Annotated in this window: 17 protein-coding genes; 13 read left to right on the top strand and 4 right to left on the bottom strand. The window is 64.7% G+C overall.

Translation table 11 applies throughout. The features are described from left to right. Both IVA96_RS30910 and IVA96_RS30915 read left to right on the top strand, forming a co-directional pair. Positions 1-513, top strand: a 513-nt coding sequence (locus IVA96_RS30910) for a GyrI-like domain-containing protein (protein WP_247421238.1), incomplete at its 5' end; no start/stop codon positions are given. A 5-nt stretch (positions 514-518) separates the two neighbouring features. Continuing rightward, positions 519-1,235, top strand: a complete 717-nt coding sequence (locus IVA96_RS30915; protein ID WP_247280361.1) for an SIMPL domain-containing protein — start codon at positions 519-521, stop codon at positions 1,233-1,235. Positions 1,236-1,282: 47 nt separating this feature from the next. On the opposite strand, the gene IVA96_RS30920 is transcribed toward IVA96_RS30915, so the two are convergent. Then, the gene (locus tag IVA96_RS30920) at positions 1,283-2,347 is read right to left on the bottom strand and encodes an MBL fold metallo-hydrolase (RefSeq protein WP_247280336.1); all 1,065 of its coding nucleotides are present in this window, start codon (positions 2,345-2,347) and stop codon (positions 1,283-1,285) included. A 371-nt stretch (positions 2,348-2,718) separates the two neighbouring features. On the opposite strand from IVA96_RS30920, the gene ffh reads away from it, so the two are divergent. From ffh to IVA96_RS30955, 7 genes are all read left to right on the top strand, one after another. After that, the gene (gene ffh / locus IVA96_RS30925) at positions 2,719-4,266 is read left to right on the top strand and encodes a signal recognition particle protein (protein ID WP_247280337.1); all 1,548 of its coding nucleotides are present in this window, start codon (positions 2,719-2,721) and stop codon (positions 4,264-4,266) included. Between the two features lie 85 nt (positions 4,267-4,351). Then, on the top strand, positions 4,352-4,684 hold the full coding sequence (gene rpsP / locus IVA96_RS30930; protein WP_011083313.1) for a 30S ribosomal protein S16: 333 nt from the start codon (positions 4,352-4,354) through the stop codon (positions 4,682-4,684). Between the two features lie 9 nt (positions 4,685-4,693). Beyond that, on the top strand, positions 4,694-5,233 hold the full coding sequence (rimM, locus tag IVA96_RS30935; RefSeq protein ID WP_247421241.1) for a ribosome maturation factor RimM: 540 nt from the start codon (positions 4,694-4,696) through the stop codon (positions 5,231-5,233). A 6-nt stretch (positions 5,234-5,239) separates the two neighbouring features. Continuing rightward, positions 5,240-5,995, top strand: coding sequence for a tRNA (guanosine(37)-N1)-methyltransferase TrmD (trmD, locus tag IVA96_RS30940; RefSeq protein WP_247280339.1), 756 nt, complete (start codon positions 5,240-5,242; stop codon positions 5,993-5,995). 109 nt (positions 5,996-6,104) lie between these two features. Next, positions 6,105-6,485: a 50S ribosomal protein L19 gene (gene rplS / locus IVA96_RS30945; protein WP_027573014.1), complete on the top strand. Its 381-nt coding sequence runs from the start codon at positions 6,105-6,107 to the stop codon at positions 6,483-6,485. Between the two features lie 413 nt (positions 6,486-6,898). Then, complete coding sequence (gene leuC, locus IVA96_RS30950; RefSeq protein WP_247280340.1) at positions 6,899-8,305, top strand: 3-isopropylmalate dehydratase large subunit; 1,407 nt, start codon at positions 6,899-6,901, stop codon at positions 8,303-8,305. A 92-nt stretch (positions 8,306-8,397) separates the two neighbouring features. Beyond that, positions 8,398-8,607, top strand: a complete 210-nt coding sequence (locus IVA96_RS30955) for a hypothetical protein (RefSeq protein WP_247280341.1) — start codon at positions 8,398-8,400, stop codon at positions 8,605-8,607. A gap of 103 nt (positions 8,608-8,710) precedes the next feature. Here the strand turns inward: IVA96_RS30955 and IVA96_RS30960 are convergent, their stop codons facing one another. Then, positions 8,711-9,283 (bottom strand): hypothetical protein, encoded by a 573-nt coding sequence (locus tag IVA96_RS30960; protein WP_247421244.1) that lies wholly within the window; start codon positions 9,281-9,283, stop codon positions 8,711-8,713. Between the two features lie 180 nt (positions 9,284-9,463). On the opposite strand from IVA96_RS30960, the gene IVA96_RS30965 reads away from it, so the two are divergent. Then, entirely contained in the window at positions 9,464-9,763 is a 300-nt protein-coding gene (locus tag IVA96_RS30965) for a DUF1330 domain-containing protein (protein ID WP_247280343.1), read from the top strand. 4 nt (positions 9,764-9,767) lie between these two features. On the opposite strand, the gene IVA96_RS30970 is transcribed toward IVA96_RS30965, so the two are convergent. Both IVA96_RS30970 and IVA96_RS30975 read right to left on the bottom strand, forming a co-directional pair. Next, complete coding sequence (locus IVA96_RS30970) at positions 9,768-10,022, bottom strand: hypothetical protein (protein ID WP_247421246.1); 255 nt, start codon at positions 10,020-10,022, stop codon at positions 9,768-9,770. 50 nt (positions 10,023-10,072) lie between these two features. Beyond that, a complete protein-coding gene (locus tag IVA96_RS30975; RefSeq protein ID WP_247280362.1) occupies positions 10,073-10,351 on the bottom strand; it encodes a hypothetical protein in 279 nt (92 codons plus the stop codon). A gap of 156 nt (positions 10,352-10,507) precedes the next feature. Here IVA96_RS30975 and IVA96_RS30980 point away from each other — a divergent pair, with 156 nt between their 5' ends. The 3 genes from IVA96_RS30980 to IVA96_RS30990 all read left to right on the top strand — a co-directional run bounded on the left by IVA96_RS30980 (position 10,508) and on the right by IVA96_RS30990 (position 12,653). Next, on the top strand, positions 10,508-10,906 hold the full coding sequence (locus IVA96_RS30980) for a metallopeptidase family protein (protein WP_247280345.1): 399 nt from the start codon (positions 10,508-10,510) through the stop codon (positions 10,904-10,906). A 276-nt stretch (positions 10,907-11,182) separates the two neighbouring features. Further along, positions 11,183-11,788, top strand: coding sequence for a 3-isopropylmalate dehydratase small subunit (leuD, locus tag IVA96_RS30985; RefSeq protein WP_061880161.1), 606 nt, complete (start codon positions 11,183-11,185; stop codon positions 11,786-11,788). Positions 11,789-11,867: 79 nt separating this feature from the next. Further along, positions 11,868-12,653: a capsular polysaccharide synthesis protein gene (locus IVA96_RS30990; RefSeq protein WP_247280346.1), complete on the top strand. Its 786-nt coding sequence runs from the start codon at positions 11,868-11,870 to the stop codon at positions 12,651-12,653. The last annotated feature ends 54 nt before the right edge of the window (positions 12,654-12,707 follow it).

The raw sequence follows: 12,707 nt of genomic DNA on the forward strand, positions 1-12,707 counted from the left end.
GTCTGTACCGGGGCGGGGGTGGCGGCCGCCACCCCCGCCCCGGTACAGACTGCCGATCCGTTTGGCCTCGAGACCGTGCTCGAGCCCAAGAAGGTCGTGATGGTCAAGGGCACTGCCAATTGGGACTCGGCCTTCGACACCCTGATCGACGCCTTCAAGGCGCTGAACACGCTCCTGGACAAGCAGGGCATCAAGCATGCCGGCAATTCGATGATCGTCTACACCTCCACCGACGACACCGGCTTCACCTTCCTCGCCGAGATCCCGGTCGAGCAGGATCCGAAGAACCTGCCCAAGGACATGAGCATCGGCAAATCGCCGGAGGGCAAGGCGCTGAAATTCGTCCATCGCGGCTCCTACGACAACATGGACAACACCTATGAGGCGATCACCAATCACCTCGACGACAAGAGGCTGGAAGCCAAGGATACCTTCATCGAGGAGTACCTCACCGATCCCCTGAAGACGGCCGAGGACAAGCTCGTGATCAACGTTTTCGTGCCGCTGAAGTGAGAATGATGAAAAAGCTTGCCGTCCTTTTTGCTCCACTCGCCGCCGTTTTCGCCGCAACGCTGCTGGCGGCCCCCGCCCGCGCCGACGATTTTCCGTCAGCCATTTCGGTGAGCGGCGAAGCCACGATTTCCGCCGCCCCCGATCTCGCGCAGATCGACGCCGGGGTCGCCAACGATGCCAAAACGGCGAAGGAAGCCTCCGACGCCAACAACGCCGCGATGGGCAAGGTGCTGCTGGCGCTGAAGGGCGCCGGGATTGCCGAGAAGGATTATCAGACCTCGCGCCTGTCGCTCCAGCCGCAATACGGCCAGAACAAATCCACCGGCGCCTCGCCCGTGGTCGGCTTCCGCGCCTCCAACCGTGTCACCGTGAAAATTCGCGACGTGACCAAAGTCGCAGGCATCATCGACACGCTGGTCAGCGCCGGCGCCAACGACATCGGCAATATCTCCTTCGAGGTGACGCAGGCCTCGAAACTGCTCGATGATGCGCGCGAGCAGGCAGTCGCTGATGCCCGCCGCAAGGCGGAGATTTACGCCAAAGCCACCGGCGTCACGCTAGGGGCGCCGCTCAGCGTCACCGAGGGTGGCGGCCCGGTGCCGCTGTTCAAAGGCCGCGTCGCTGCGGCTCCGATGGCTGCACCCGCAGCCGTCGCGCCCGGCGAGGAGACGCTGACGGTGACGGTGAATGTGAGCTGGGCGATCAAGCCGAAAGAGCAATGACTGGTGTCCCGGATGCACCTCCGGGGCACGAGCAGTTTGCCGGCACGCTAAATCTCCACCACCTGTCCCGGCAGCATCGCCACGAACCGCTCTTGCGGAATCTTCGCAGCATCCAGCGCTTCGACCAGCGCCTTTGCCGGCGCATCGATTGCCTCATCCGTCAGCTGGAACGTGCCGTGATGATGCCCGAGCGCTTCCTGCGCGCCGCAGTCCGCGAGCGCCTTCACGGCATCTTCCGGATTCATGTGCTGGTCACGCATGAACCAGCGCGGCTCGTAGGCACCGATGGGAAGGATCGCAAGCCGCAGCGGCCCATGCTTCTCCGCGACGCGGCGGAAATGCCTGCCCTCGCCATAGCCGGAATCGCAGACGACGTAGATCTTGCCGGCCGGCGTCTCCAGCACGAAGCTCGCCCATAGCGCCTTGTTGCGATCGAACACACCGCGCGCCGTCCAGTGCCGGGTCGGAACCAGATGCACGGCGATGCCGCCACCGAGCTCGACGCGGTCGTGCCAGTCGAACGCCTCCACCTTGATCGTGGGATCCCAGCTTCGAATCGTCACGTCGTTGCCGAGCGGGGTGACGACGCGCGGCGCAAAGTTCTTGGCGAGCCGCGATAGCGTCGAGATGTCCAGGTGATCGTAGTGGCCGTGCGAGACCAGCACGACGTCGATCTTGGGCAAACGTTCGAAGGCAATGCCGGGATCGTTGTGCCGCTTCGGCCCGGCCCAGGCGACCGGCGAGACCCGCATCGACCAGACGGGATCGACCAGGATGTTGAGGCCGCCGGTCTGGATCAGCCAGCTGGCGTGGCCGACGAAGGAGAGCCGCACCTTGTCGCCGTCGACCCGCGCCGGCGGGGTGTCGGCATGGGGGCTGGGGGCCCAATCCGGCCATTCCGCGCGCTGCCGCTTGCCGCCGAATTGCCAGCGCAGCACCTCTCGAAGCGATTTCGGCGGCGCGCCGTCGGGATCGAAGAAGTGCAGACCGTTGAAATGGTCGGAGGCCGGACCATCATAGGTTTTCATGCGAGACATCCAAAGGGACGGAATTGCGACGAGCGCGCCGGCCCCGGCAAGCAGTCCGAACAGGCGACGGCGGGTGATCGGCACGGCGGCTCAGGGATGATAGCGGAGGTCAGTCATGGCCTTCTATATGGGCAGCCCTAGGAAATGGAACCACCCGGCAAAAGGGCACTAAATTTCAGGACCTTGTCCTGGCAAAGGCGCCGCGGCACCCTAACTTTCCTTGACTTTTGGGCGTGAGCGGCGTTTAACCCCGCCACTTTCTCGGAAAGGCTTTCTTTTCGACCCGCCGACTGGCCCTGGAGGCCGGAGGTCAACGCCCGACAGCGCTGTGCGCCCTCGGGCGCAAAGGTGTTTGGAAGATCGTCTGTCTAAGGAAGAGGTCATGCCCCGCCTTCGCGGGCATGACACGGGAATAACGAAGCGCCCCCTCACGGCGCAGCAACAGGACAAGTGCATTGTTCGACAATCTGTCGGAACGGCTTGGCGGCATCCTCGATCGTCTGACGGGGCGCGGGGCGCTGACCGAAAAGGACGTCGACGCCGCGATGCGCGAGGTGCGCCGCGCGCTGCTGGAGGCCGATGTCGCGTTGGAGGTGGTGCGCAGCTTCACCGAACGCGTCCGTGAGCAGGCGATCGGCGCTACCGTCGTCAAGTCGGTCACACCAGGCCAGATGGTGGTCAAGATCGTCCATGACGAGCTGATCAACACGCTCGGCGCCGAAAGCCAGACCATCGACGTCAATTCCGTGCCGCCGGTGCCGATCATGATGGTCGGCCTGCAAGGCTCCGGTAAGACCACCACCACCGCCAAGCTCGCCCGCCGCCTGGTCCAGCGCGACAAGCGCAAGGTGCTGATGGCTTCGCTCGACGTCTATCGCCCGGCGGCGATGGAGCAACTGGCCGTGCTCGGCCGCGATCTCGACATTCCAACGCTCCCCATCGTCGCAGGCCAGCAGCCGCCGCAGATCGCGAAGCGCGCGCTGGAGGCCGGCAAGCTCGGCGGCTACGACATCGTGCTGCTCGATACCGCCGGCCGCACCACGCTCGACGAAGAGATGATGGCGGAGGCGGCCGCGATCAAAGCCGCGGCCAATCCGCATGAAGTGCTGCTGGTCGCCGACAGCCTCACGGGCCAGGACGCCGTGAATCTCGCGCGCTCGTTCGATCAGCGCGTCGGCCTCACCGGTATCGTGCTGACCCGCGTCGACGGCGACGGCCGCGGTGGCGCCGCGCTGTCGATGCGCGCCGTCACCGGCAAGCCGATCAAGCTGATCGGCACCGGCGAAAAGACCGATGCGCTGGAGGATTTCCATCCTGATCGTATCGCCGGCCGCATCCTCGGCATGGGCGACGTCGTCTCGCTGGTCGAGCGCGCCGCCGCCAACATCGACGCCGAGAAGGCCGCGCGCACCGCCGAGCGCATGCGCAAGGGTCAGTTCGACCTCAACGACATGCGCGAGCAGCTGTTGCAGATGTCCAACATGGGCGGCATCAGCGGGCTAATGGGCATGATGCCCGGCATCTCCAAGATGAAGAACCAGATCGCGGCCGCCGGCATCGACGACAAGATCCTGAAGCGCCAGGTCGCGATCATCGATTCCATGACGCGCGAGGAGCGCCGTCACCCCGACGTCCTGAAAGCGAGCCGCAAGAAGCGCATCGCTGCAGGGAGCGGCCAGAGCGTCGAGCACGTGAACAAGCTCCTGAAGATGCACCGGAACATGGCCGACGTGATGAAGGCCATGGGCTCGGGCAAGCGCGGCCCGCTCGCCGGCATCGCGCAGGCCATGGGCTTTGGCGGCGGCATGAAGATGCCGTCTCCGGAAGAGATGAAGGCTCTTCAGGAGAAGATGCAGAGCGGCGGCGGACAGGGCCTGCCGAGCCTGCCGAAGGATTTGCCGGCTGGTCTTCGCACCGGCCTGCCCAACGTTCCCGGACTGACTGGGCTCAGCGGCAAGCCGATGCTGCCGGGCCTCGGCGATTTCCCGGGCAAGAAGAAATGAGGAATTCGTCGCACGGGATCGCAAGCGTCCCGCGCAACGCGGAATACCAATCAACCCAACAGACTGTACTTTGAAGGAGAACTTGATGTCCGTCGTTATCCGCCTCGCCCGTGCAGGCACCAAGAAGCGTCCCGTCTATCATGTCGTCGTCGCCGATTCGCGCTTTCCGCGCGATGGCCGCTTCATCGAGCGTCTCGGTTATTTCAACCCGCTGCTGCCGAAGGACAACGAGGCCCGCCTCAAGCTCGACATGGAGAAGGTGAAGGCCTGGGTCGCCAAGGGCGCGCAGCCGTCGGACCGCGTGTCTCGCTTCCTCGACGCCGCCGGCGTCAAGAAGCGCGAAGCGCGCAACAACCCGCAGAAGGCCGTGCCGCGCAAGGAGCGCAAGGCGCAGGCCGAAGCCGCCGCGAAGGGTTAAGGCCAGACCATGCCGGCGCTGGTCTGCGTCGCGCGGATCGGCGCCGCGCACGGGGTGCGCGGTGCGGTCAAATTGTGGACCTTCACCGAAGATCCCTTTGCTATCAGGCGCTACGGTCCGCTGCTGTCCAAGGACGGCAAGCGCCAGTTTGAGGTCGCAACGGCGCGCGAGGCCAAAGATCATCTCGTCGCGACGTTCACGGGGGTCACGACCCGCGATGAGGCCGAACGGCTCAACGGCATCGAGCTCTACGTCCCGCGCGACAAGCTGCCCGCGACCGACGCGGACGAATATTACCACACCGACCTGATCGGGCTCGCCGCCGTCACCACGGACGGCGAGGCGCTCGGCCGCGTGCTCGCGATCCATAATTTCGGCGCCGGCGACATCATCGAGATCGCTCCGCTCATGGGCACGACGCTGCTGCTGCCGTTCTCCAACGCGGTGGTGCCTGAGGTCGATATCGCCGGCGGGCGTGTGGTCATCGCCCTGCCGCAGGAGATTCAGGGCGAGGACCCTACCGCTAGTCGTCCCGGCGAAGGTAATTGAGATGCAATGACCACCCCCTCACCCTGGCGCGCGACGGTGCTGACGCTGTTTCCGGACATGTTTCCCGGGCCGCTCGGCGTGAGCCTGGCCGGCCGGGCGCTGGCGGGCGGGCTTTGGCAACTCGAGGCGCGGGACATCCGGGCCTCCGCCACCGACCGTCACCGCAGCGTCGACGACACCCCGGCCGGCGGCGGGCCGGGCATGGTGCTGCGGGCGGATGTCCTGGCCGCCGCCATCGATGCCGCTGAAATCAGCCCGGATCGGCCCCGTCTGCTGATGAGCCCGCGCGGTCGGCCATTGACCCAGGCCCGCGTTGTGGAACTGGCCAGGGGTCCCGGCCCTCTCATCGTCTGCGGACGGTTCGAGGGGGTGGACCAGCGGGTAATCGACGGGAGAGGCCTGGAGGAGGTCTCGATCGGCGATTACGTGCTGTCCGGGGGCGAAATCGCCGCGTTAGCCGTGATTGACGCCTGCGTCCGGCTGCTGCCGGGGGTGATGGGCAAGGAGACCTCGGGAACCGAGGAAAGCTTTTCGGACGGCCTGCTCGAATACCCGCAATACACCCGCCCGCAGCTGTTCGAAGGGGCTCCGATCCCGGAGATCCTGACCTCCGGCGACCACGCCAAGGTCGCGGCTTGGCGGCGGGCGCAATCCGAGGCGTTGACGGCGGCCCGGCGGCCGGATTTGTGGGCCCAGATCCCGAGCAAGGCCCCGAATCGGGCCGGGCGCCAAAAAACGCCAAAAAACAAGACGGACGGGTGACAAACGCTCCGGCTTGCCTTATAGGAGCGGCCACATCCGCAATGGCTGGATAGACGAATTTCGCGCAGCCCCCGTTGAAAAGGCTGGGCGCGCCGATGGAGATTTACCCATGAACCTGATCAAGCAGCTCGAACAAGAGCAATTCGACAAGCTGTCCGCCGGCAAGGACATCCCGGAATTCGGCCCCGGCGACACGGTGATCGTCAACGTGAAGGTCGTCGAAGGCGACCGCACCCGCGTGCAGGCCTATGAAGGCGTCTGCATCGGCCGTTCCGGCGGTGGCCTCAACGAGAGCTTCACCGTGCGCAAGATCTCCTATGGCGAGGGCGTGGAGCGTGTGTTCCCGGTGATGTCGCCGATGATCGACTCGATCAAGGTGGTGCGCCGCGGCAAGGTGCGCCGCGCCAAGCTCTATTACCTCCGCAACCTTCGCGGCAAGTCGGCCCGCATCGTCGAGAAGCAGGACCGCGCGGCTGCCGTCGGCGAGTAAGCTTCGCCACCAGGCAAGTTTCGAAAAGCGCGGGGCTCGGCTCCGCGCTTTTTTTGTTTCCCCGCGCTGTCATTGCGAGGAGTCCTTGCGACGAAGCAATCCAGACTGTCTCCGCGGACGCATTTCTGGATTGCTTCGCTGCGGTCGCAATGACGACGCCGCTAAGCTCTCGCGCTTTAACTTCCGCGTGCTATATATCTCTAGAATGTTCCCAGATCTGACCAGCCTCGCCCCCGTCAAGCGCATCGTCATCGACGATCGCTCGCGGCTGCCTGGCCGGTTCTTCGGACGCTTCGCGACCTCGGCAACGTCAGAGCTTACGCGCGCAGCTTAAAAGCTGCGCCGACGATTTTGTTGCCCACGCGCCAAGTGCGCCTATCCGCTTACACAGCATTCCTTCGGAGCTGACGCTCATGTCCAAGCCGACCACATTGTACGACAAGATCTGGAACGACCATCTGGTGCACGAAGCCGAGGACGGCACCTGCCTGCTCTATATCGATCGCCACCTGGTGCACGAGGTGACCTCGCCGCAGGCGTTCGAAGGCCTGCGCGCCACGGGTCGCAAGGTGCACGCGCCCGAGAAGACGCTCGCCGTCGTCGATCACAACGTGCCGACCACCGACCGCACCAAGCCGAACCCGGACCCGGAAAGCATCGAGCAGATCAAGGCGCTGGCTGAGAACGCCAAGGAATTCGGCATCGAATATTACAACGAGTTCGATAAGCGCCAGGGCATCGTTCACGTCATCGGCCCCGAGCAGGGCTTTACGCTGCCCGGCACCACCATCGTCTGCGGTGACAGCCACACCTCGACGCACGGCGCGTTCGGCGCGCTCGCGCATGGCATCGGCACGAGCGAGGTCGAGCACGTGCTGGCGACGCAGACGCTGATCCAGAAAAAAGCGAAGAACATGCGCGTCACCGTCGATGGCAAATTGCCTGACGGCGTGACGGGCAAGGACATCATCCTGGCCATCATCGGTGAGATCGGCACCGCCGGCGGCACCGGCTACGTGCTGGAATATGCGGGCGAAGCGATCCGCGCGCTCAGCATGGAAGGCCGCATGACGGTCTGCAACATGTCGATTGAAGGCGGCGCCCGCGCCGGTCTCGTCGCACCCGACCAGAAGGCCTACGACTTCCTGCGCGACCGGCCGAAGGCGCCGAAGGGCGCGGCCTGGGACGCGGCAATGCGCTATTGGGAGACACTGCGTTCCGACGAAGGCGCGCATTTCGACCACGAGCTGCGGCTCGACGCCGCAAAGCTGCCGCCGATCGTGACCTGGGGCACGAGCCCGGAGGACGTCATCTCGGTGACCGGCATCGTGCCCGACCCCGACAAGATCGAGGACGAGGCCAAGCGCATCTCCAAGCATCGTGCGCTCAAGTATATGGGCCTGACGGCGGGAACGAAGATCACCGACATCAAGCTCGACCGCGTCTTCATCGGCTCCTGCACCAATGGCCGGATCGAGGATTTGCGCGCCGCCGCCAAGATCGCGGAAGGCAAGCAGGTCTCTGGCCACGTCAATGCGATGGTGGTGCCGGGCTCGGGCATCGTGAAGGAGCAGGCCGAAGCTGAAGGTCTCGACAAGATCTTCATCAAGGCCGGCTTCGAGTGGCGCGAGCCGGGCTGCTCGATGTGCCTCGCCATGAACCCGGACAAGCTGAAGCCGGAAGAGCGCTGCGCCTCGACCTCGAACCGCAACTTCGAAGGCCGTCAGGGCTTCAAGGGCCGCACCCATCTGGTGTCGCCGGCGATGGCGGCAGCGGCGGCGATCGCGGGTCACTTCGTCGACGTCAGGGACTGGCGCTGAGCTGCTCCCTGCAATTATAGCGATCGCGGCAAGCTGCCCTTAATCGGCAGCGCCGACATTGCGTCCTCGCGGATTTCGCGAGGACGCAAGCCATGGCCGACAAGCCGGAATATGTCGATTTGATCAGCGAGGCCACGCGCCAGCACCGCCGGCGCGCAACGCCGCTGCGCATCGTTGCCAAGCCCGAGGTCGAGGAAACCTCGAAGCTCAGCCGCTGGCCGCCGGCGATGTTCAGGCAATGGAAGCTTGAGAATTTGCGGCGGTGGAAATCCGCGTCGTGGAAGCTGAAGGATTGGCTGTAGGCCACGCTGTCATTCCGGGGTGGCGCGGAAGCGCCAGACCCGGAATCTCGAGATTCCGGGTTCGATGCTTCGCATCGCCCCGGAATGACGGTGCTAACTCACATCACCAATACCGGTACGGATAGTGCCAGCGGGGCCAGCGGCAAACGCGGCGCGGGCCGTAATAGGTCCAGATGATCCGGCAGCGGCGCGGATAATGGTAGTAGGGATAATAGCCGCCATAATAATAGCGCCGGTGGAAGTGACGGTAGCCGTAATAGGGGCGGTGATAGCCCCAGTGACGGTGATAGCCGCCATAGCCGCCGTAGCGAACGCCGCCATAGCGATAGCCGCCGATATGGCTGTGAAAGGCCGGCGCGGCGCGGAAGGCGCCGATATGGCCGCCACGAAATCCACCGCCGCGGAAGCCGCCGATATGTCCTCCGCCGCCATGGAAGCCGCCACCGCGGAAGCCTCCGCCGTGAAAGCCGCCACCATGTCCGCCGTGCCCGCCGCCGTGGCGAACCTGCGTGACGAGATCGTCGGCTGCAGCCTTCGTCGCGGGCGACGTGGCCGGATTGATCAACGTGAGTGCTTCAGCGCGACGCGCGGTGCCGGCCGACAGCATCAGCGCCGTGGCGGCCGCAATTCCGAGCAAGCGCATCGGGCTTGCCTTGAGACCTGATGTCCTCAGCATAGAATCCTCCCTAAATCTGGACAGCGCAGTTGCGGCGCGACGTCTTGGCCGCGCCAAACGCTGTTCAATTGCGGTCGCTCCCTGGATTAGACTGAGGAGACCGATGTGAACGCCCCATGAATGAACGACGCTGGGCTTCGCGATGCGACGCAGTGCCGCGACGGAAGGAGTTTTTTGGAAATGACTGTCTACGCGATTGCGCAATTGAAGATGACAGACCGCGCGGCCTATGACCGTTATCAGGCGCGCTTCTTCGACGTGTTCAAGAAGTATGGCGGAAAGCTGCTCGCCGCGGACGAACATCCGCGCGTGCTCGAAGGCGCATGGCCGCATGACAAGATTGTCATGATGTCATTCCCGGATGAGGCTGCGTTCCTCGCCTTCTCGAACGCACCAGACTACGAGGAAATCTCGCGCGACCGCAAAGCGGGTGCGCAGGCGACGGTACTTCTGGTCAAGGGATTTGCGCCAGACCGCTAACGCGTCACCACCACGGCCCGTAGCCGAACACGAAGGGAGCAGGCACCGCGTAGGGATAGGGACGGTAGTGGACCGGCCGCGCGTAATAGCGTGGATCATGGCGCGCAGCCGGCCGCACCATGTCATGGGTTCGCGCGTGTCGTCGCACATCGAAAACCGCGATCCCGGCCGCGGCCTCCGGCACCCTTCGCGCAGTGGAAGCGCGCGGCAGACCGGCGGCAAGCGCGACGGCAACGGCTAATGCAATCCATCTCGCCATGACGACCCCCACGAGGCCACCGTTCGTTGGCGCGGGCAGTGAACCTGGCATCAGCCCCGGCGCCAGTAACAGCTCACACGCGGCACGATCACCGTGCCGCTCGGGCGGTACTCCTGCACATAGGTGGCGTTGCACACGCGGACTGCGTCGGGGCCCGGATTGTAGCGCGGATAGACACCGTCCGGGCTGTAATAGGGCGTGACGCGCAGGCGTGCCGGGGCCCGCTTGCGCGGCGGGGGAACGTCGTCCGGCGAGGCGGCCTGGGCGAGACGGATCTCGGGGGCGGTCTGCGCCTCGGCGCCAACGCAAAACTGCGAAAACAACCCCATGCACAGTAGCGTCAGCGCTGTTTTCGCTCGCATTTTTCCGCCCACTTGAAACGTCCCATTCGAGGTCCCACGCTCCCCGTTTTGGCGGCGCTCGTCAACCTCGCCGGGCTTATAAAGCCAGATGCATCGCCGCGGAACCCGCGGTAAGAGAACCCCATGTGGACGGAATTGAAAGCGCCCTCACTGGCCGAGATGGAAGCGACGGCGCACGACATCTTCGAGCGCCTGCCGGCGGAGTTTCGCAAGCTCTGCGAGGGCGTCATCATCCGCGTCGACGACTTCCCGACCGATGAGGTGCTGGACGAGATGCAATGCGAGAGCGAGTTCGACCTGCTCGGCCTGTTCCAGGGCATCGGCCTGCCGCAGCAGAGTTTCGGCGACGTGGCGCGGCTGCCCAACATGGTCTGGCTCTACCGTCGACCGATCCTGGACTATTGGGCCGAGCACGACGAGACCCTCGGCCACATCGTCCGCCACGTCCTGATCCACGAGATCGGCCACCATTTCGGTCTGTCGGACGACGATATGGCCGCGATTGAGGCGAAGGCGGATTGAGGGCCGCACAAAGCCGGTGCGCTCCCTCGCCTGCTTGCGGGGGAGGGCTGGAGAGAGGGTGTCTCCACAGCGGGAAAGTCCCCTAGACGAGAGAGCCCCCACCCGCCGCGCTACGCGCGTCGACCTCCCCCCGCAAGCGGGAGAGGTGCAATCCCGATGCCGCACCAGTCCAGCCTCAAACCCGCCAGCAGACGAGATCTGCCGAATTCGGCCTAGGATTTCCAGCCCGATCGCGATAAACACCTGTTCCCCTAGACCCATCCGGGAAGCGCAACCATGGACAAGTTCACCACGCTGGAAGGCGTCGCGGCGCCGCTGAAGATCATCAATGTCGACACCGACATGATCATTCCGAAGCAGTACCTCAAGACCATCAAGCGCACCGGCCTTGGCAAGGGGCTCTTCTCCGAGCAGCGCTACAAGGACGACGGCAGCGAGAATCCCGATTTCGTGCTGAACCAGCCGGCCTATCGCAACGCCAAGGTGCTGGTGGCCGGCGACAATTTCGGCTGCGGGTCGAGCCGCGAGCACGCGCCCTGGGCGCTGCTCGACTTCGGCATCCGCTGCGTGATCTCGACCTCGTTCGGCGACATCTTCTACAACAACTGCTTCAAGAACGGCATTCTGCCGATCCGCGTCTCGCAGGAAGATCTCGACAAGCTGTTCGATGACGCTGAGCGCGGCGCCAACGCGACGCTGACGATCGACCTGCCCAACCAGGAAATCCGCGGTCCCGACGGCGGCAAGGTCAAATTCGAGATCGATCCGTTCCGCAAGCACTGCCTGATCAACGGCCTCGACGACATCGGCCTGACGATGGAAAAGAAGGCCTCGATCGACAGCTATGAGGAGAAGCTCAAGCGCGAACGCGCCTGGGCCTGAGATCGCTTTTCTGGTTCGAGCCCCGGTGCTGACCGCGCCGGGGCTTTTTCTTTGCTCTGACTATCCTTATAGCTCGCGCATGCTGCCCGACATCGTCACCTTCTGGCATGGTCCGATGGACGCCCTGCGCCAGACCTGTCTGCGCTCGCAGCTGGCTGCCGGCCACAAGGTCACGGTCTATAGCTTCGACACCATTCCGGGCCTGCCTGCAGGCATCGCGAATGCGGATGCCGAAGCGATCCTGCCGCACGCCTTCTCCGAACGATTGCGGCCGCCGCAGCCGGACGGCAGCTGGCGCGACTGGACCACGCTGCAGTTCAGCGACTTCTTCCGCATGAAGCTGATGGCGAAGGGCCTCGGCCTCTGGCTCGATGCCGACGTGCTGCTGCTGAAGCCCGTCGAGATCGATCCGGCAAAACCCTATTTCGCCTGGGAGCGGCCGCGCCAACTCGGCAATTCCGTGATCTACCTGCCGGCCGGGCACGGCATCGTCGCGGCCTTCGAGGAGCTGATGGAGCAGGAGGAGCTGACGCCGAACTGGCTGTCCGTGCGCCACCGCGTCACCTTCGCGATGCGCCGCCTCCGCGGCGGCTCGAACCGTCTCTCGGACATTCGCGTGGCGATCTACGGACCGGCGGCACTGACCGCGCTCGCGCGTCGCACCGGCGAGCTCGCTTACGCGCTACCCAAGCAATCGTTCTACGCCGTGCATGCCGAGCCAAAACTGTTCTTCGATCCATCAAGCTATCTCGGCCTCGTCACCAATCCCGAGATCATCGGCCTGCACATCTCGCCCAAGGGCCGTGGCGGCGAAAAGCCGATTCCGGGCAGCCTGTATGCCTGGGCGGCGGAGCGGTTCGGATAGCGGCCGCGTAGAAAGTGCGCTCCAAAGGCGGCTCTCCCGCAAGCAAGTCCGCGT

Source organism: Bradyrhizobium sp. 159, from assembly GCF_023073795.1.
Classification (GTDB): domain Bacteria; phylum Pseudomonadota; class Alphaproteobacteria; order Rhizobiales; family Xanthobacteraceae; genus Bradyrhizobium.